Here is a 20128-nt window from a genome sequence, read left to right on the forward strand (position 1 = left end):
TAATTAATAATTGCTATTTATCAGGTAATTTATCAATGTACCATTACTGCCATTCATTCATACATAGAAACAGAAAATTAAACGATAACATAATTTTCAGCTTGATTATCTTAAATCAGTTTTCATCATTAATCTGCCAGCCACCACCCAATGCCTTATACAGATTAACCAGATTACGCGCCTCTTCCAGCTTGCCCTGAATTTGCTGATCATCCAGATCCTCGGCATTCAGGCGTGCCCGTAAACTGCGGTCCAGGGTCATATCGCCATAGCGAAACAGTTTTTCAGCCGCACCGGCCTGACTGGCAGCCTGCATTTGAGCCTCATGCATTAACCGGTTTTGTTTATTTAGACTAAACTGCATCTGATATGCACTATCTACTTCAGCCAGAGCCTGTAAAATCATCTGGTCATATCCGGCAATAGCTGCCTGTAACTGAGCATCAGCCCGCTCAATATTATGTTTGATTCTGCCTGCAGTAAACACAGGAATAGTCATACTTGCATTCAGCAAACCGGCCGTATTTTTTAAATATGAAGTACTGCTGTCTAAATGTATTTGTCCGGTCTGCCATAAAAAATTAAGCGAAAATCGTGGCAGACGGTCAGCTTTAGCACTGGCTAAACCGGCACTCATCGCTTTCACCAGATTTTCCTGAGTGCGGATATCCGGTCTCCGGGTAATGAGATCCAGTGGAAGCTGTCCCGCCGGAGCAGAAGGTAAATGCTGAAAAATATCTAAAGACGCAGGCGCAACCACAAATCCTTGCGAAGGCTGACCAGTCAATACTGCTATATTGCGCTGATAAACATCAGCCTGTGCCTGATAAGTAGCAATTTTTGCCTGCATAGCTGAAAGTTTTGCCGCAACTTCTCTGACATCATAAGCCGATGCCTGACCTGCACGAAAACGCCCTTCCGTATATCGCTGCAATTGCTTAAGAGTAGCAACACTGTGCTCACCTACTTTTACCCGTTGCTGCATTGCACGCATTTTCAGATAATTATCGGCAATTTCACTGCCAAGCATCATCTGCGCACCATGCCAGCGTTCTGTTTCGCTCAGGCTCAGATAATGCATTTCATCAGCATCACTGCGTTTTTGTCCGAATACATCCGGCTCCCAGCTGGCTGTAAAACCTGCCTGAACCATATTACCATGAACATGCCGGCGATTATTACCCAGCGGCGAACCAGTTGCCTGCAAGTAATCCTTTGCATTACCAATTGCCGGTAAGTTTAAATCTTTAAGTGAATTATCACCATTGTAACGATGTAATCCTCCGCTACTTTCCACACCTGCTTGCGGTCCTAAATCAGACTCAGCCATAGCAGCACTGGCTCGTGCTGCAAGCATATTTGCTTTCATTTTGGCCAGATTCCGGTTATTTTTTAATCCGGTTTCAATTAACTCATTCAATACCGGATCCGGCCAGCTTTGCCACCAGCGGCTGATATCAGCTGAGCCGCGTGCTGCCGCATTCTGATCAAACTGCTGTGGCATACCGACAGTAGATTTCACCTGAATATCAGTTCTGCCGCAACCTGCCACCAATCCTAAAGCCAGTAATACAGACAACCATGTTTTATTCATCACCATACTTCCCTAAAATCCGGTGTAAGCATCAAGAATGCTGTGCCAGCATGCCACGAAATCGCGATAGCGCCAGAGCCAGAAACAACACACCCATTATGCTCATCATCAAAATTTTCGGCCAGACAATATCCAGACCGGCATTCCGAAAGAGCACATCCTGACTAAACTGAGTAAATTGAGTTTCCGGTGAAAACCAAGTTATATACTGAAAAACTGCCGGCATACTTTCCAATGGCGATTCAGAGCCCGAAAGTAAACGCATTACCACATAAATCGGCAAACATAACAAACCAAACTGCGGCATGGTAGGAGCCAGCGTTGCAAACCAGATACCCAGAGACGCCACAGAAAACAAATAAATAAACATGCCCATACTAAATAAAAATATTGAGCCGTTTATCGGTATATGCAGCCAGCCCTGAATAACCAGCCATAAAGACAGCAGAGAAGCTACTGAGATAACCGCACCATTAGCAAAAATCTTGGCCATCACAATTTCACTGGGTCGTACCGGCATAACCAGCAACTGTTCTATCGTACCGTGCTCTTTCTCACGGATTACCGCGGCACCGACCAGAATAATCGCCAGTAAAGTCAGATTGGATACTACATTCATCGTAGCGATAAACCATGAGGATTCACCATTAGGATTAAACTGAATATTTAACACCGGCGTAATCGGAGATAACTTCACTGCAGAGTGCTGATGTAAAAAAGAACGTGTCTGTGCATCAATAATCTGGCTTAAATAATTAAAACCTATACCAGCCTGAGTTACTGACGTTGCATCAGCCAGCACCTGAATGGTAGGAGACCGTCCTGCGACCACATCGCGTTCAAAATTGGCCGGAATATCCAGTACAAAGACATAATCACCTTTATCCATAGCCGCATCAATTTCTTCACGCTTTACTTCTACCGGCTGTTTAAAATAAGGTTCCAGCAAAGAATCACGAATTTGGTAAGACAAAACACTGTGATCAGCATCCATAATGGCAACTGAAGCATGGCGCACTTCGGTAGTAATACTGGTTGCAACTGAGTAAATGGCTAAAGACAGCACGACTACCATTAATGCAATTAAAACCACATCACTCAGCAGGCTTTTCAGCTCCTTTACACTCAGCACCCATACATTTTTAAACCACTGCAGCATCTATACCTCCTGCTTCTTCAGTAAGCAGCCGGCCAGAAAAACGTATACCAGACAAAATACCATTAATATCAAGTAATAATTAATAAAGTCCAGAAAGCCTAAGCCTTTAGTAAAACCGCCTAAACTGATTAACTGATACCATGCAGTCGGGAAGCTCCAGCCAAACCAATAATTAATCCCGCTAAGTGTAGACAGCGGATACAGCAGACCGGAAAAATTCAGCGCCGGAATTAATGATAAGATTGCCGAACCGAATATGGCGGCCACCTGCGACTTTACAAAGCTGGAAATCAATAAACCGAAAGCTGTCGCTGCAAATATCAATGCCAGCGCACCCAGACTCATCGCCAGAAAACTGCCACGCACCGGCACACCCAATGCCACTACGGCCAGCCATACGAGAATCAGATAGCTGAGAAAAGAAACAAAAACATACGGAAGCTGTTTACCAATCAGAAACTGTCTAACAGATGCGGGGGAAGTATACAAATTAGTAATTGAACCGATTTCCCGTTCTCTGACTACCCCGAGAGCTGTCATCATTACCGGTATCAGCATCATTGCCATCATAATCATACCGGGGGTAATTGCAAAAATACTTTTAAAATCCTGATTATAAACATAGCGCGGCGCGATCTGCGCAGCCGGCTTAAGAGAGATCGGCAAACCTGTTTCAGTCCATTTCATCGCTGTATAGTTATTTAGTGTCGATAAAATAAAACTTTTAATATTTTCTGCCATAAACGGCATCGTACCATCAACATAAAAGCCTACTTCCGGCTTATTGCCACGCAGCTGATCACGACCAAAATGCGGCGGGATATCAATCACCATTCTGGCATTGGAAACCTTAAGCGTATTATCAATCTCAGCAGCACTGTGAAGACTGCCAGTGAAAGTAAAATAACGCGAACCTTGAAATTGCTCAATCAAAGCGCGGCTTTCTACCGTCTGGTCTCGATCTATTACCGCAAATTTAACATGCTCAACATCAAAAGATACTGACCATGCAGCCATCATCATTAACACCACCGGTCCGAACAGAGCAAAGAATAAACGAATCTTATCCCGCAGTAATTCCTTGCCTTCGCGTACAGCAAATGTCCATATAGTCTGTAGCCAGTAAGCCAGGCTATCAACATCCGTTGTTTTACCCGAAGATTGACCAAATCCGCTTTCATGCGCGGTGTTTTGGGTTTCTTTTGTATCAGAAGCAGATACCTGAGATTTAGGCTGATTTTTATCTACAGCCTCCTGCAAATAATCAATAAATGCGGTTTCAAGATCATCTGTATCTTTACTTTCACACAGTTCTTCTGGTGTTCCGATAGCCAGAACCCGCCCCTGATGCATGAATGATATCCGGTCACAGCGCTCCGCTTCATTCATGAAATGCGTAGAGACAAAAATAGTAGTGCGATGATTTCGCGACAAATTTAGCAGATGATGCCAGAACATATCTCTGGCTACCGGATCAACTCCGGATGTAGGCTCATCCAGAATTAATACCTGAGGATGATGCAGACAGGCTGCTGCCAGCTGCAAACGCTGTCTGATACCCAGCGGCATTTCACTAGGCTGAATATCTGCAAATTCAAGCAGATCAAATTCCTGTAAAGACTGCTGAACAGAAGAATCAATCTGGGCAGCATCCATACGGTATAATCGGGCTGAAAGTACCAGATTCTGTCGTACCGTTAACTCTTCATATAAAGAAAACGACTGCGACATATAACCGATTTTCATCCGAGTCGTCATATCATTGGCATTAACCGTATGACCTAACAGCTCAGCAGAACCGGAGCTGGCATCCAGCAGCCCCGTCAGCATTTTCATGGTTGTTGATTTACCACAGCCATTCGAACCAAGAAAACCAAAAATCTCGCCCCGCTCAATCCTGAAACTAACATTATTAACGGCAATAAAATCACCAAAACGTTTGGTTAAATCCTTTGCCTCAATCGCCGGTGGAGAGTCTTTATCAGGAACAAACGGCGTTAGTTGCAGACTGCCTGATTTATTCTGCTTATTTTCAGGTAAAAGTTTGACATAAGCCTGTTCCAGCGTATCCGTATGGGTATCATCCAAAACCTGCTGAGTGGGCGCATTGACAATCAGATGACCATTATCCATTGCCAGCAGATATTCAAAGCGTTTCGCTTCATCAAAATATGCCGTGGCTACAATCACCGTCATATCCGGGTTTTCTGCCCGCAATTCATCAATCAACTGCCAGAACTGCCGACGGGATAACGGATCCACTCCGGTAGTTGGTTCATCCAGAATCAGTAATTCCGGATTGTGCACCAGCGCACAGCATAAACTTAATTTCTGTTTCATGCCTCCGGAAAGCTTACCTGCCGGTCGGTCAGCAAAAGGTGATAACCCTGTCGCCTGCAACAAACGCGCAATACGTTCGTGACGCATACGTCCATGTAAGCCGAATAAACGAGCATGAAAATCAACATTTTCATTAACCGACAAAGTAGGATAAAGATTCTGACCAAGCCCTTGCGGCATGAACGCAATCCGATGGCTTAGCGACTGCCGGCTATGCTTGTCCGCCATACTGTCGCCAAATACCAGTATCTCGCCCTGCTGAATAATTTTTACACCGGCAATCAAAGACAGCAAAGTAGACTTACCTACCCCGTCCGGACCAATCAGACCCACCGTTGCACAGCGCCGGATTTGCAATGATACATCCTGCAATGCCTTCGTCTGACGGTACTGATGAAAAACATGGCGTAAATCTACAGCCCATTCTTCTCCTGTTACAGCCTGCTCTCTGGCCGTACTATCCATATCAGGCACCTTTGGCAGATTGTTTTATACTGGGTAAATTTACCTGCCATTGCTGCGGCCATGCTTTATTGTTATCAAAACGGATATATCCATTACCTGTCAGCCCGCCTTTAAGCAATCCACTGTATTTCAATGCAATCTCAGGCGGGATTTTCAGCTTAACCTTATACATCAGCTTTTGCCGTTCATTCTGAGTTTCTACAAACTTAGGCGTAAACTGAGCATTGGAATCAATAAAATCCACCTTAGCCGGCCAGACTGCACTCATTCCGTCCAGAACAATCCTTGCTTCATCTCCAAGCTTTAATTTTCCAATAGTATCTGTGGGTAAATACACCGACAGCGTTACATCAGACGGATCAAGTAATGACACAACTTTATTACCTTCACCCAGTACATTACCGGCCTCGGCAATACGATACTCTACACGCCCGGCTTTAGGCGCACGTATCAGCATATCGTTATTAGCAGAAGAAGTAGCATTAATCTGAGCCTGAGCCTGTTGTACTGCTGCCAGAGCCTCAGCGCGTGCTGCCTGAGCAGATTTAACTCTGGCTATTGCAGCATCACGTTCAGCCATTCTCCGGCGTAATTCAGGTGAAGAAACCAGTTCATCTGATTTAAGCTGACGCGCATTATCCAGATCCATTTGAGCAACCTTATGTATCTGCTGCTGAGCGGCAATTTCTGCTTCTGCTTTAGAGACATTTTCCTGTGCACGCTTTTTATCAGCACGGGCAGCATCCAGTTTGCTACTGGTCTGATCAGATGAAAGCTCAGCCAGAACCTGATCTTTAGCGACTACATCACCTTCATCCACTTTCATTTCAATGACACGACCAGCATATAAAGTAGCCACATCCAGCCGTTTGAGTTCCATACGGCCATTACCGCCAGCAAAACCATCAGGTAAATCAGTATGGCTGCGCATATTAATCCACACTGCCAGTCCGGCTAATACCAATACCACCAACACAAACAACAGTTTTTTTGTTTTCATTTATTTTTCCCTGAACAAACTGTTTTATTGGTTCCGCATCACGAAACTCGCCATATCCTGCTCACACAATTTAACACATAAAATATCCATTCATTTCATCAATAACAATAGTTTACTATTACTGTTACATATTTGCGAAAATTGCGCCAAGCAAATTCTGAGTGCTAAACAACTAATTGCCACTTGTCAGCATTCTGTTTTTTTCTGACAATCAGAATACTGTTTTCAAGGAATTCGGATATGATTATCGTAATGCAGCGTCAGGCAACCGAAACACAGATCAGCAATGTCATCAGTTTTATCCGTGGACGCGGATTGCACGAACATTTATCCCGTGGCGCAGAACGCACCATCATCGGAGCTGTTGGTGATGAAAGAGTCTTCGAACCACGCGAACTAGAAGCACTTGCCGGCGTTGAAAAAGCCATGCGCATACTACAGGACTGGCGCATTATCAGCCGTGAAAGTCAGCCGGAGGATACAGTTATCACCGTACGAGGACAGAACTTTGGCGGCAACCATTTTCATATAGTCGACAGCATGAGCGGCACCCGGCTTCCGGAAAGAGCTAATGTCTTTATCGATCCTTTTTATCAGGCATTTTCACCCTATTCGACAGTGCCGCAAACCAATATCAGCATGCAACAACAAATTAAGCAGGCACATGCAGCCAATAAACCCGTCTGGCTGCGTATCAGGGATGTGCGCCAGCTAGAACCGGCTTTACAGGCAGAAGCAGATATTATCTATCTGGGCGGAGAGTTAATGTCTAATCGCACCCTCCTTAACGAAGTAGGCTGTCTGAATATTCCGGTTGTACTCTGCAAAGACAAACATCATCAGGTAGATGAATGGTTGATTGCAGCTGAGCATATTGCCTTAAAGGGCAATCATCATCTGATGCTGGGTGAAGCAGGTACATTAAGTCTGGAGCGAAACGCTCCTTACCGGCTTGATGTAGAAGCCATTGTTAAAGCCAGACAGATTACTCATTTGCCCATTGTGGCCAATATTTCCCGCCTCGCTCATGCCTATATGGACAGTGCAACACTTATGCAACTGGCACAAGCTGCAGGTGCTCATATTGTCATACATTAACTGGACAATAAGTCCAAAACAAATAATTTTATAAAAACATATATTATTTATAAATTTAGACAAATTTAATCATTTGCAACGTTAAATTTGTCTAAAACAAGTATAATATTGCGCAAAATATAAAATCTTTAGCATAAAATAAATTAATATAATCATATAACTAGCATTCTTTTCAAAATTAGCGCTTGCTTAACATCTATACCTGTTTTATCGTAAACACTCATTTAGCTAACCCAAACCTGCTATTCCGACTACCGGATGCAGAGCCAATAGATCATCACAATAAGTATATTCGCGTACCCTAAACCGCCGTTTACACTTATTAATCTTACCGGATGAAGATGCATTGGCAATGTATCAGTCGGACTACTAGAACATAAGAGGTTGATATGCAACTTTCAGGTGCACAAATACTCGTGCAGAGTCTTAAAGCCGAGAATGTAGAATATGTTTTCGGATATCCCGGCGGAGCAGTTCTCGAAATCTACGACGCCATCTTTCAATTAAAAAAATTCCGCCACATACTTGTCCGTCATGAGCAGGCTGCAGTTCATGCTGCTGATGCATACTCACGCGCCAGCAACGGAGAAAAAATCGGAGTCGCTCTGGTAACATCTGGTCCGGGTGCTACCAATGCCATAACCGGCATAGCCACCGCCAATTCCGATTCTGTCCCGCTCGTAGTCATATCCGGTCAGGTTGGCTCACCTGCTATCGGTACTGATGCCTTTCAGGAAGTCGATACTGTCGGCATTAGCCGCCCGTGTGTAAAACATAATTTTCTGGTTACCCACGTAAGTGAGCTTGCAGAAACAGTTAAAAAAGCCTTTCAGATTGCGCGTACCGGCCGACCCGGTGTAGTAGTGATTGATGTGCCCAAAGATGTGACCCAGGCAATGGCGAAATTCAGCTATCCGCAGGAAGACATCAATATCCGCTCCTACCAGCCCGTTACTCAGGGACATACAGGTCAGATAAAAAAAGCAGCACAAGTGATGGCTGCAGCTAAACGACCAATTGTACTGTACGGCGGAGGCGTAATCCTGGGTAATGCCAGCAACATCCTTACCGATTTTATTCAGTCTACCGGTACACCTTGTGTCTCTACCCTGATGGGACTAGGCGCATTTCCTGCCACCAACCGTCAATTTCTTGGCATGGTAGGTATGCATGGCAGCTACGAAGCTAATATTGCTTTACAAAATGCCGATGTAGTACTTGCTGTCGGTGCCCGTTTTGATGATCGTGTTATTTCTGTACCCGATAAATTCACTGACGATGGCAAAAAAATCATCCATATTGATATCGACCCGTCCAGCATTGCCAAACGCGTAAAAGTAGACGTACCCATTGTTGGTGATGTTAAAAACGTTCTGGCTGATTTACTAGCCCTGTGGCAGAAGCAGAATCTGAACTTTAACAGTAATGCACTGGACAGATGGTGGAAAAACATCGAAAACTGGCGCAGCCGTGACAGCATCTGGTTTGAAAGTTCAGATGAAATTATCAAACCTCAGCAAGTAATCCAGACACTGGCAAAACTGACCGACAACAATGCCCTCATCACATCGGATGTTGGCCAGCACCAGATGTTTACAGCACAGTACTATCCATTCATACGCCCGCGCCAGTGGCTAAACTCCGGCGGGCTGGGCACAATGGGCGTTGGACTACCTTATGCTATGGGTGCCAAACTGGCTAAACCGGAAGAAGACGTATTCTGTATTACCGGTGAAGGTTCTATACAAATGAATATCCAGGAACTTTCCACCTGTTATCAGTATCGTCTGCCGATTAAAGTGATCAATCTTAATAACGGCTTCCTTGGCATGGTTCGTCAGTGGCAGGAACTCTATTATGACAACCGCTATTCTGAAACCTATATGGAATCATTGCCTGACTTTGTCAAACTGGCTGAAGCCTACGGGCATGTTGGCATCAGAGTGGAAAAAGCAGCCGACATCGAAGGTGCACTGAAAGAAGCCATTGCACTCAAAGACAGACTGGTATTCATGGATTTCATTACCGACCGTACTCAAAATGTCTATCCCATGGTAGGCAATGGTAAAGGTCTGGATGAAATGGTATTACCGCCACATATGAGAGAAGAATAGCCGGAGCACATCATGAGACACATTTTATCTATTCTGATGGAAAATCAGGCCGGAGCTATGAGCCGCATTGTTGGTCTGTTTTCAGCCCGTGCTTACAATATCGACTCCCTGTCCGTATCTCCAACAGAAGACAAAACCCTGTCACGAATGACAATTGTCACCAGCGGCGATAACAAAGTAATGGAACAGATAACCAAGCAGCTTAATAAACTGATAGAAGTTATCAAAGTTATCGATCTGAACGATAGCAACTACGTTGAACGTGAATTAATGCTGGTTAAGCTGCGTGCTACTGGCAAGGATCGCGATGAAATACTGCGTCTGACCGATATCTTCCGCGGACACATCATTGATGTAACCGACAAAACCTATACAGTAGAAATCACCGGCACCAGCAGCAAACTAGATGCCTTTCTGGATACCGTGGGCAAAACACTTATTCTGGAAACCGTACGTACCGGTGCAGCAGGCATAGGTCGCGGCGAACGCATGTTACGTATTTAAGCCGGACATTTTTAAAGCATTATCCGACCTAAAAACATATTAAAACCCTGATTTTAAAAATCAACACATTAAATTGAAGGAATAGCAATGCAAGTTTATTACGATAAAGACGCAGATCTCTCATTAATCAAAGGCAAAACCGTAGCCATCATCGGTTATGGTTCACAAGGTCATGCTCACGCTGCCAACCTGAAAGATTCAGGTGTAAACGTAATCGTCGGGCTGCGTAAAAGTGGTAATTCCTGGCATAAAGCTGTAAATGCCGGTCATGACGTACGGGAAGTTGCAGAAGCCACAAAAGCAGCCGACGTAGTGATGATTCTGACACCTGACGAATTTCAGCCGGCAGTTTATCAGAATGAAATCGCGCCTAATCTGAAAGACAATGCCACAGTAGCTTTTGCTCATGGTTTTAATATTCATTACAACCAGATTATTCCGGCCAAAAATCTTGACGTAGTGATGATTGCACCCAAAGGCCCCGGTCACACAGTACGTAGTGAATTCCTGAAAGGCGGTGGTGTGCCCAGCCTGATTGCAGTACATCAGGATGCAACCGGTCGTGCCCGCGACATCGCTTTATCCTATGCTGCAGCCAATGGCGGCACCAAAGGCGGCGTGATTCAGACAACCTTCAAAGAAGAAACTGAAACCGACCTCTTCGGCGAACAGGCCGTATTGTGCGGCGGGCTGGTTGAATTAATCAAAACCGGTTTTGAAACACTGGTAGAAGCAGGCTATGCCCCGGAAATGGCTTATTTTGAATGTTTGCACGAGATGAAACTGATCGTAGATTTAATCTACGAAGGTGGTATTGCAAACATGAACTACTCCATTTCCAATAATGCCGAATACGGCGAATACTTCACCGGCCCGCAAGTCGTAAATGAACATTCACGTCAGGCTATGCGCGAGGCATTAAAACGCATTCAGAATGGTGACTATGCCAAATCATTTATCGTAGAAGGTGCAACCAACTATCCGTCTATGACTGCTCGCCGTCGCCAGAATGCTGATCATCCAATCGAAATCATTGGTAACCAATTACGCAGCATGATGCCATGGATTGCCAAAAACAAACTGGTTGATCAGGATAAAAACTAATATAGCTGCTTAAGTCTGTTTGTAACAAAGCAAAAAGCTTGTGTATGCATTTTCATATACAAGCTTTTTTTAAACCCCGAATTCAAGAAAGAATATGACTACTCCACCCGCTCCGCAGTCTGAATCTGCAAACAAAATTACTCAGAACTCCCCTGCCAAAGTAGCGATTGCCAGCCTCGTAGGTACAGCCGTAGAGTTTTACGACTTCTACATATACGGACTTGCTGCTGCACTCGTATTAAGCGACCTGTTTTTTCCAACCGAAGATCGGGCAATTGCTATCATGTCCTCATTTCTTACTTTTGGAATAGCCTTTGTTGCCCGCCCTATTGGTGCCGGATTATTCGGACATTTTGGCGATAAAGTTGGCCGTAAAACCACCCTGATAGCATCATTATTGATAATGGGTATCAGTACAACCCTGATCGGTGTTCTGCCGACATATCAGCAGGCAGGTATTATTGCACCAGTTTGTTTATGCGTCCTGCGCTTTTGTCAGGGTCTTGGCTTAGGTGGTGAATGGGGCGGAGCCGCTTTACTGGCTACCGAAAATGCGCCCAGAGGTAAACGTGCTCTTTTTGCGATGTTTCCGCAAATCGGGCCTCCTATCGGATTCATTACTGCCAGCCTGATTTTCATTGTTTTATCCAAAAATCTTGATAATGCACAAATGATGTCGTGGGGCTGGCGTATCCCATTTTTACTGAGCATTGTTCTGGTTGGTCTGGGTATGTATGTTCGCATGTCCATTATTGAAAGTAATGCTTTTCGTACCATGGTTGCCAGACAGAGTGCTGTAAAAATCCCTCTGACTGACACTATACGCAAACATTACAATCAGCTTTTTTTAGGCTCTCTGGCCGCTACGTCGTGCTTTACCCTGTTCTTTTTAACAACCGTATTTTCTTTGCAATATGCTACTACAAAGCATGAGTGGCAAAGTACAGCATTATTTAATAAAATTGAGTATTTATCCATTCTCATGGGTGCCATTGTATTTATGGCTGTCGGTTCCCCGATATCTGCATGGCTTTCAGACAGAATCGGCCGTCGCCCGGTATTTCTGATTGGTGGTATAGCCACAATCATAATCGGTTTCTTTTTTGGTGACTTAATCAATTCTGCCAGTGGTGTTACTGCGGCCATTTTCTTATCCTCTGCACTGTTTATAATGGGTATCTTGTGGACACCTTTAGCGGCTTTCTTACCTGAAATATTCCCTACCAACGTAAGATATACCGGTGCAGCTATCTCCTTCAGCTTTGGCGGTATTTTGGGTGGATCACTTACCCCGTTTGCTGCAGCATGGATAGTTAAAACATATGGCTTACAGGGTACAGTATATATAGGCTGGTTTCTGATTGCCGCCTGTATACTGAGTATGATTGCAGTACTACTGCTACCAGAAACACATAAACAGGAAATTGAAAATTAAAACAGATAAAAAACCGATTTAACCAATCGGTTTTTTATCTTAGCGATTAATTCACATTAGTGTTAGCTTAATCTGTTTCCATAATAAATCTTTCTGCTAAAATACACATAAAAATACTATGTAGCAGATATCTAAAATGAGCATTATCAACAATAAAAAAGCATTTCACGATTACTTTATCGAAGAACAGATAGAAGCCGGAATTGTTCTTGAAGGCTGGGAAGTAAAGGCTATTCGTGCCGGACGAGTTCAAATCAAAGAAAGCTATATCCAATGGAAAAAAGGTGCTTTTTATCTGGTTGGCAGTCACATTACTGCTTTACCCACCGCTTCCAATCATGTAAAACCCGATCCCGTACGGCAGCGAAAACTATTACTGAAACAATCAGAAATCAACAAGCTGATAGGCAAAGTAGAACGCAGTGGTTATACCCTTGTGCCTGTTAACATGCATTACAGCCATGGTTATGTAAAAATCGATATGGGATTGGCCAAAGGTAAAAAGCAGCATGACAAGCGCCAAAGCAGTAAAGAAAAAGACTGGAATCGTGAAAAACAACGCCTGCTTAAACAGACACGCTAAATCCTGGCAAATATTAATAATAAAACGGGAAATTAAATTCATTAATTTCCCGTATAAATAAAAAAATTAAACTAATTAAAGCATTTCTTTTTATCTGGTAAAATAATACAGCTAATAAACTCCAGAAAATCATATTTCATATAAACCAAATTAAATTAATCATAATCTATTATTAAATCAGTATTTTATATATCATCCTTTAACATCCATTCTTAATATAATAATTAGTTAAATTTAACTAGACATAAAAAAGTTAAATTATGTTAAACTTGTATTACTGTATCAATACAGGCAAGCATTATTAACAATACAGGGTGTGTAATGATGAAGAAAATCGGTCTGCTATCAATAATTTTATTGCTAAACGGCTGTATGACATTAAACGGAGATTACCGTCTCGTTGCATTGGATGAAAATGGTAACGACCTGGCGCCTAAAGTACAAATGCTGGCTCACGGATCAGGAATTTATCGCTCAAAAATTGTACTATGTAAGGCATTTCCTAAAGCCACAGTCCGGATTTATGATACCAGGACAAATGAAGAACTAAAAGGAAAAAGTCCGCGAAAATGCCGGTAAACATGAATTATTAAATAAATATTTTATTTACCATCAGACTCCATACTTAATTTAAGAAAACTGTTTATTCAAATTTTATGAATGGCCGACCACAAGATTTTAAAATCATGCATGAATGGTATTGTTGTTCAAGAGCCTATGCATTTATTTATTTATATTTTGGATCTGTAGGTGCTTATATTTGTTTTTTGTACCTAATGAATATATTATTTAAATATCCGAACTTTAGCATAATAACAGTTTTACTTGCAGCAATTAGTACACTTTTTTTATGGAAACTCTTTAAAACTAAAAGAAATAATATTAAACAGGTTTACTTCACATCAAAAGACATTTATATAGAAGATAAAAAAATTGATATATCTTATCTTGAATCTGTTACATTGATTGAACAACCATACCCTAGTTTAAATAAAGCTCTATTTACGTTCTGCATAAAATTTACCAAAAACCCAGTAATTAAAGATGATGTATATTTTTACATGGCATTTGGTAATAGACTATTTGAATGGAATGAAGATTATGACTATCAAAACCGCTTTATTACTATTCTGGAAACTATAGCAAAAGAACGAAGAGAGCTACTAAAAAATTCTGGTAAAGCATCTAATATTTCTGAATGACAAGTTATTCATGCTGGTAGAATCTGAATAAGGAAAATAATATCTACCAACATATTTTTATTTAAAAATCAAATCACATAATTACTTTACTCATTGCATCTAATTACATAAAAACCGCTCCTGTGCACTTTAAATCACGTTGAATTTTATAATTTCACCAGACAAAAAAGTTAAATTATGTTAAAATAGTATTGCTACATCAATATAAGCAAACACCCTTAATAACATTCCATACCTAATTTAAAAAACTGTATATTCAAATTTTATGAATGACCGATCCCAATATTTAAAAATCATGAAAGAATGGCATTGTTGTTCAAGATATCATGCATTTATTCATTTGTATTTTGGAGCTACGGGTGCTTATATTTGCCTTATGTACCTATTAAATATAATATTAAAAGATCAACAGTTAGATATATTATTTGAAGATCAAATTTTAAACACATTAATAGCTTTACTTGCAGCAATAAGTACTTTTTTTTTCTGGAAACTTTTTAAAGCTAAAAGAAAAAAAATTAAACAGGTTTATTTCACACCAAAAGCAATTTATATAGAAAACAAAAAAATAGATATATCTTATCTTAAATCAATTACATTTATTAAACTTAAATACCCTACTTATAATAGAGGGTCTACATTTAAGTTCTGCATAAGATTTACTGAAAACCGAGTAATTAAAGAAGATATATATTTTTACATGGAATTCGGTAAGCCATTTCGATGGAAGTATCAGGATTATAATTTTGAAGATTGTTTCATCACTATTCTGGAAGATTTAGCAAAAGAAAGAAGAGAGCTACTAAAAGATTCCGGTAAAGCGATCTAATTTTACTGAAAAATAAGTTATTCATGCAGGTAGATTCTGAATAAGGAAAATAATATTGTAACTATCCCCTAAAATAGTACAGCAAGAAAGTAGAAAATTCTCTATGATATTTTTAAGGAGAATTTCAATATGAAAAAATTTTCAGAGCATCAAATTGTATCTATTTTAAATGAAGCTGAAGTTGGCATCTCTGTCAAAGAGCTTTGCCGTAAATATGGTATGGCCGTTTCTACTTTTTATAAATGGCGGGATAAATATGGCGGTATGCAATCTTCGGATATTAAGTGCTTAAAACAGCTGGAAGCTGAAAATCGTAAACTCAAACAAATGTATGCCGAATTAAGCTTAACCTCTCAGCTTCAGCAAGAAATAATAAAAAAGCTATAGTGCCGACGGCAGTTCGTAAGTGTTGGGCACAAACACTTCAGTCACAATACTGTGTAACAATTAAAATGAGTTGCACTATTGTGAATTTAAGTCGCTGTGCTTACTACTACCAACCTAAATCGGCAGATGACTCTATGATTATTTCGTTACTTAAGTCAATAACAGACAAGCATTTACGTTGGGGATTTCCTAAGTGTTTTCATCGAATCAGGAAACTAGGATATAAGTGGAATCATAAACGGGTTTATCGGGTTTATTGTCAATTAAAACTCAACATTCGTTCGAAACGAAATAAACGATTACCCCAGCGTTATCCACAACCATTATCAGTACCAAGTCGTCTGGGAGAATGTTGGTCAATGGATTTTATGAGTGATCGTTCTGAAAATCATCGTAGATTTAGAACCTTTAATGTTATTGATGACTTTAATCGTGAGGCATTAGGCATTGATATTGCGGTCAGTTTATCGGCAGGTAGAATTACCCGTTATTTAGATAGACTGGCTCAATATTACGGTTATCCATTAAAAATACGAGTTGATAATGGCACAGAATTTACCTCAAACAGATTCACAAGCTGGGCAAAATCACATGGAATAAGCATAGATTACATTAAACCTGGTAGTCCTTATCAAAACGGCTACATAGAACGATTTAACCGCACATATCGAACGGAGGTATTAGATTTGTATATATTTAAAAATCTGGAACAAGCAAGAAAAATAACCGAAGAATGGTTAGAAATATATAACACAGAAAGACCGCATGAAGCATTAAATAATATGACACCCATTGAATATAGAAATATGAAACAAATAGCATGATTTTCTACTTGGTTTGTGTGCTAACAATGGGGTATTTACAATATCCACCAACATATTTTTAACTTATAAATCAAGCCATATTACTAATTTACCTATTGCATCAAACTACATTAAAACCGCTCCTATACACTTTAAATCACATTGAATTTAATAATTTAACCAGATACAAAAAAGTTAAATTGTGTTAAAATTGTATAGCTCCATCAATATAAGCAAGCACTACTAACATTCCATACCTAATTTAAGAAAACTGAGTACTTAAATTTTATGAATGACCGATCCAGATATTTACAACTCATGCAAGAATGGCATTGTTGTTCAAATGATTATGCATATATTTATTTGTTTTTTACAGCTTTAAGTGCTTATGTTTGTTTTATATATCTATCAAATATATCATTTAAAGATCAAGATTTTTTTATCATATCAATAGCTTTATTTACAGCAGTAGTGACTTTTATATTCTGGAAACTCTATAAAACTCAAAGAAAAAATATTAAACAAATTAATTTCTCATTAAAAGCAATTTATATAGAAGAAAAAAAAATAGACATCTGCTATCTTAAATCAATTACGTTTATTAATCATGTATACTCTCCATATAAAGGGTCTACATGTAAATTTTGCATAAAATTTACTGAAAATCCAATAATTAAAGAAGAAATATATTTTTACATGGCATTTGGTAAATCATTTCGACGAAGATATCAGTATTATAACTTTGAAGACCATTTTATCACTATTCTGGAAAATTTAGCAAAAGAAAGAAGAGAGATACTAAAAGATTCTGGTAAAGCAATCTAATATTTCTGAATAATAAATTATTCATGCTGGTAGAATCTGAATAAGAAAAATAATATCCACCAACATATTTTACTTAAAAATCAAACCACTTTATCTATTGCATCAAACTTTATAAAAATCTATCCTGTAAATTTTAAATCATGCAGAATCCAAGAAAGAGATTTTATGAATGACCAAGCACAAAATTTAAAAGTCATGCAAGAATGGAGAAGTGAATCTAAAAAATTTACCTCTAATAAACTTTTTGCACATATTAATTATTTCGTTTACTTTATTTATTTTTGTGCTTATTTGATTCCTTTCGTTTTTGGGCAATACTTTTGGTTTTGGTCAACAATTCTTCTATTTATAGTAATCCCTGCAGTTATTAAATTCAAAAAAACTAATGAATTAATTAAAAGGGTTCTTTTCACACCAGATGCAATCTATGTAGAAAATGAAAAAATAGATATATCTTATCTGGAATCTATTGTATTTGTTCAACATATAATCAAAGCTAATGCATTAATCTCCAGCGAAAATTATCCTGACAATATAAAAGCCTTTGAATTTGTTATGACATTTAATAAAAACTCAAATATAAAAGAAGATATACACTTTTATATACAATTTAGTGACGGAATTGTAGAAAATATCGCTGATTACGACTATCAAAACAACTTTATCAATATTCTGAAATCTTTTGCAAAAGAAAAAAGAGAATCATTAAAATGTGTGAGTACAGCAATATAACCACTAATATTCTGAGCAGATAACCTAACATACAATCATAAATCAATTTATTAAATATCTTTATCCAAATCTGATGTCTGGTTTTCAAAAACTGTTTTTTCCAGAACAAAGCACTTGCAGAAATAAAACCGGAAAAGTGTTAAAATAACTGGTTTCATACATAAAACCTGTCAAGAGCCTAGCATGAATCAGGATAAAATATTAATTCTCGATTTTGGTTCACAAGTAACCCAGCTTATCGCCCGGCGCGTACGTGAAGCTCATGTTTATTGTGAATTACATTCATTTGACATGCCTATTGAAGATATCAAGGCATTCGCCCCTAAAGGCATTATCCTGTCCGGTGGTCCCAATTCAGTTTATGAATCAGACTATCAGGCTAACCCGGAAATTCTCAATCTCGGTATACCCATTCTTGGCATCTGTTATGGCATGCAATGGCTGGCACATACCATGGGCGGCGAAGTCAGCGGTGGCGATCAGCGAGAATTCGGTTATGCTCAAGTACATACAGAAGACAGCCAGTTTACCAATGGCATTTTTGATAACCAGCCTAACACACTGGATGTGTGGATGAGCCATGGCGATAAAGTAAGCAAACTGCCAGAAGGGTTTAAAAGTATCGGACATACACCAAGCTGTCCGTATGCAATCATTGAAAACCCGCACAAACATTTTTACGGAGTTCAGTTTCATCCTGAAGTTACCCATACCAAACAGGGACGTGAACTAATCAACCGCTTTGTACTTGATATCTGTCAGGCCAAACCCAGCTGGACTATGCCTAACTATATCGAAGAAGCCATTATCAAAATTCGCGAACAGGTTGGTTCCGATGAAGTTATTCTTGGCCTTTCCGGTGGAGTAGACTCATCAGTAGCTGCGGCACTGATTCATCGCGCCATTGGCGACCAGCTCACCTGCGTATTTGTAGATCATGGCCTGTTACGTTATCAGGAAGCGCAAATGGTTATGGATATGTTCGGCAAAAACCTTGGCGTCAATGTAATTCACATTGATGCCTCTGCCGATTTTCTCGCCAAACTTGCTGGTGAAACCGATCCTGAACGTAAACGTAAAATCATTGGAGCCGAATTTGTCGAAGTCTTTCAGCAAGAAGCCGGCAAACGTCAAAATGCAAAATGGCTGGCACAAGGCACCATCTACCCCGATGTAATCGAAAGCGCCGGTGCTAAAACCAAAAAAGCACATGCTATTAAAAGCCATCATAATGTAGGCGGTCTGCCCGAAACCCTTAATCTGCAATTGCTGGAACCATTGCGCGATTTGTTCAAAGATGAAGTGCGCGAACTGGGCGTTGCACTGGGATTACCTCGTGATATGGTTTACCGTCACCCCTTCCCCGGTCCGGGCCTGGGCGTGCGAATTCTGGGTGAAGTAAAACGCGAATACGCCGATTTACTGCGCCGTGCCGACCATATATTCATTGAAGAGTTGCGTAATACCTGCGATGAAGACGGTGTATCCTGGTATGATAAAACCAGTCAGGCTTTTGCTGTATTTCTGCCGGTAAAATCCGTAGGTGTAATGGGAGACGGTCGCACCTATGAATACGTAGTAGCCCTGCGAGCAGTAATTACCAGCGATTTCATGACAGCACACTGGGCACACCTGCCCTACGACCTGCTCGGCCGCGTTTCCAATCGCATCATCAACGAAGTACGCGGCATTAACCGTGTCGTTTACGATGTCAGCGGCAAACCGCCAGCCACTATTGAGTGGGAATAAATACACAGATTTCAAAATACAAAATAGTTCGTTAATATCTGTTTAAGCCAGTGAATATAATTAAGATCACTGGCTTTTTAGTTTTTAATCCATATTAAACCAACAAATGTTTTAAATTTTTACAATAAAAAATTGTAAAAATTTTTAATATATTGTGATATGCTATATTTTTATAGTTCACAATTACAGAGATATATTGATTAAA

General features: G+C 40.3%; 17 protein-coding genes. 13 read left to right on the forward strand and 4 right to left on the reverse strand.

The features are described 5' to 3' along the window. Nucleotides 1–115: 115 nt before the first annotated feature. From H3V01_RS04290 to H3V01_RS04305, 4 genes are read right to left on the reverse strand one after another with little or no spacing between them, the layout of a single operon-like run. Nucleotides 116–1594, reverse strand: coding sequence for an efflux transporter outer membrane subunit (locus tag H3V01_RS04290; RefSeq protein ID WP_198186078.1), 1479 nt, complete (start codon nucleotides 1592–1594; stop codon nucleotides 116–118). 31 nt (nucleotides 1595–1625) lie between these two features. Next, the gene (locus tag H3V01_RS04295; RefSeq protein ID WP_084565149.1) at nucleotides 1626–2753 is read right to left on the reverse strand and encodes an ABC transporter permease; all 1128 of its coding nucleotides are present in this window, start codon (nucleotides 2751–2753) and stop codon (nucleotides 1626–1628) included. Beyond that, on the reverse strand, nucleotides 2754–5558 hold the full coding sequence (rbbA, locus tag H3V01_RS04300) for a ribosome-associated ATPase/putative transporter RbbA (protein ID WP_198186079.1): 2805 nt from the start codon (nucleotides 5556–5558) through the stop codon (nucleotides 2754–2756). It abuts the gene before it with no gap. 1 nt (nucleotide 5559) lies between these two features. Then, nucleotides 5560–6558, reverse strand: coding sequence for an HlyD family secretion protein (locus H3V01_RS04305; protein WP_198186080.1), 999 nt, complete (start codon nucleotides 6556–6558; stop codon nucleotides 5560–5562). Nucleotides 6559–6798: 240 nt separating this feature from the next. Between H3V01_RS04305 and H3V01_RS04310 the strand changes: the two genes are divergently transcribed. From H3V01_RS04310 to guaA, 13 genes are all read left to right on the forward strand, one after another. Further along, nucleotides 6799–7656, forward strand: coding sequence for a chorismate mutase (locus H3V01_RS04310; protein ID WP_084547321.1), 858 nt, complete (start codon nucleotides 6799–6801; stop codon nucleotides 7654–7656). Between the two features lie 389 nt (nucleotides 7657–8045). Continuing rightward, complete coding sequence (gene ilvB, locus H3V01_RS04315; protein ID WP_078474874.1) at nucleotides 8046–9770, forward strand: biosynthetic-type acetolactate synthase large subunit; 1725 nt, start codon at nucleotides 8046–8048, stop codon at nucleotides 9768–9770. A gap of 12 nt (nucleotides 9771–9782) precedes the next feature. Further along, entirely contained in the window at nucleotides 9783–10274 is a 492-nt protein-coding gene (gene ilvN / locus H3V01_RS04320; protein WP_025331818.1) for an acetolactate synthase small subunit, read from the forward strand. Between the two features lie 87 nt (nucleotides 10275–10361). After that, nucleotides 10362–11378, forward strand: a complete 1017-nt coding sequence (ilvC, locus tag H3V01_RS04325) for a ketol-acid reductoisomerase (protein ID WP_025330776.1) — start codon at nucleotides 10362–10364, stop codon at nucleotides 11376–11378. 94 nt (nucleotides 11379–11472) lie between these two features. Beyond that, a complete protein-coding gene (locus H3V01_RS04330; RefSeq protein WP_198186081.1) occupies nucleotides 11473–12813 on the forward strand; it encodes an MFS transporter in 1341 nt (446 codons plus the stop codon). A gap of 136 nt (nucleotides 12814–12949) precedes the next feature. Continuing rightward, nucleotides 12950–13396: an SsrA-binding protein SmpB gene (smpB, locus tag H3V01_RS04335; RefSeq protein ID WP_025330778.1), complete on the forward strand. Its 447-nt coding sequence runs from the start codon at nucleotides 12950–12952 to the stop codon at nucleotides 13394–13396. A gap of 321 nt (nucleotides 13397–13717) precedes the next feature. Then, entirely contained in the window at nucleotides 13718–13975 is a 258-nt protein-coding gene (locus H3V01_RS04340; protein WP_198186082.1) for a hypothetical protein, read from the forward strand. 107 nt (nucleotides 13976–14082) lie between these two features. Further along, on the forward strand, nucleotides 14083–14598 hold the full coding sequence (locus H3V01_RS04345; RefSeq protein ID WP_198186083.1) for a hypothetical protein: 516 nt from the start codon (nucleotides 14083–14085) through the stop codon (nucleotides 14596–14598). A gap of 295 nt (nucleotides 14599–14893) precedes the next feature. Further along, nucleotides 14894–15427: a hypothetical protein gene (locus H3V01_RS04350; protein WP_198186084.1), complete on the forward strand. Its 534-nt coding sequence runs from the start codon at nucleotides 14894–14896 to the stop codon at nucleotides 15425–15427. A gap of 129 nt (nucleotides 15428–15556) precedes the next feature. Then, nucleotides 15557–16638 (forward strand): IS3 family transposase gene (locus H3V01_RS04355; RefSeq protein ID WP_370570114.1). Its coding sequence is split into 2 segments (ribosomal slippage): nucleotides 15557–15800 and nucleotides 15800–16638, totalling 1083 coding nucleotides; the frame shifts between segments, so codons are not numbered across the junction. Between the two features lie 297 nt (nucleotides 16639–16935). Then, nucleotides 16936–17442 (forward strand): hypothetical protein, encoded by a 507-nt coding sequence (locus tag H3V01_RS04360; protein ID WP_198186085.1) that lies wholly within the window; start codon nucleotides 16936–16938, stop codon nucleotides 17440–17442. Nucleotides 17443–17607: 165 nt separating this feature from the next. Beyond that, the gene (locus H3V01_RS04365) at nucleotides 17608–18174 is read left to right on the forward strand and encodes a hypothetical protein (protein WP_198186086.1); all 567 of its coding nucleotides are present in this window, start codon (nucleotides 17608–17610) and stop codon (nucleotides 18172–18174) included. A gap of 183 nt (nucleotides 18175–18357) precedes the next feature. Then, nucleotides 18358–19923, forward strand: a complete 1566-nt coding sequence (guaA, locus tag H3V01_RS04370) for a glutamine-hydrolyzing GMP synthase (protein ID WP_198186087.1) — start codon at nucleotides 18358–18360, stop codon at nucleotides 19921–19923. Nucleotides 19924–20128 lie beyond the last annotated feature (205 nt).

Origin of the sequence: Snodgrassella sp. M0351 (assembly GCF_016100575.1) — a bacterium.
GTDB classification, from domain to species: domain Bacteria; phylum Pseudomonadota; class Gammaproteobacteria; order Burkholderiales; family Neisseriaceae; genus Snodgrassella; species Snodgrassella alvi.

Bases quoted from the DNA above. Each gene is read 5' to 3' on its own strand.
- H3V01_RS04290 (WP_198186078.1), bottom strand. From the start codon at position 1,594: ATGAATAAAACATGGTTGTCTGTATTACTGGCTTTAGGATTGGTGGCA.
- H3V01_RS04295 (WP_084565149.1), bottom strand. From the start codon at position 2,753: ATGCTGCAGTGGTTTAAAAATGTATGGGTGCTGAGTGTAAAGGAGCTG.
- rbbA (WP_198186079.1), bottom strand. From the start codon at position 5,558: ATGGATAGTACGGCCAGAGAGCAGGCTGTAACAGGAGAAGAATGGGCT.
- H3V01_RS04305 (WP_198186080.1), bottom strand. From the start codon at position 6,558: ATGAAAACAAAAAAACTGTTGTTTGTGTTGGTGGTATTGGTATTAGCC.
- H3V01_RS04310 (WP_084547321.1), top strand. From the start codon at position 6,799: ATGATTATCGTAATGCAGCGTCAGGCAACCGAAACACAGATCAGCAAT.
- ilvB (WP_078474874.1), top strand. From the start codon at position 8,046: ATGCAACTTTCAGGTGCACAAATACTCGTGCAGAGTCTTAAAGCCGAG.
- ilvN (WP_025331818.1), top strand. From the start codon at position 9,783: ATGAGACACATTTTATCTATTCTGATGGAAAATCAGGCCGGAGCTATG.
- ilvC (WP_025330776.1), top strand. From the start codon at position 10,362: ATGCAAGTTTATTACGATAAAGACGCAGATCTCTCATTAATCAAAGGC.
- H3V01_RS04330 (WP_198186081.1), top strand. From the start codon at position 11,473: ATGACTACTCCACCCGCTCCGCAGTCTGAATCTGCAAACAAAATTACT.
- smpB (WP_025330778.1), top strand. From the start codon at position 12,950: ATGAGCATTATCAACAATAAAAAAGCATTTCACGATTACTTTATCGAA.
- H3V01_RS04340 (WP_198186082.1), top strand. From the start codon at position 13,718: ATGATGAAGAAAATCGGTCTGCTATCAATAATTTTATTGCTAAACGGC.
- H3V01_RS04345 (WP_198186083.1), top strand. From the start codon at position 14,083: ATGCATGAATGGTATTGTTGTTCAAGAGCCTATGCATTTATTTATTTA.
- H3V01_RS04350 (WP_198186084.1), top strand. From the start codon at position 14,894: ATGAAAGAATGGCATTGTTGTTCAAGATATCATGCATTTATTCATTTG.
- H3V01_RS04360 (WP_198186085.1), top strand. From the start codon at position 16,936: ATGCAAGAATGGCATTGTTGTTCAAATGATTATGCATATATTTATTTG.
- H3V01_RS04365 (WP_198186086.1), top strand. From the start codon at position 17,608: ATGAATGACCAAGCACAAAATTTAAAAGTCATGCAAGAATGGAGAAGT.
- guaA (WP_198186087.1), top strand. From the start codon at position 18,358: ATGAATCAGGATAAAATATTAATTCTCGATTTTGGTTCACAAGTAACC.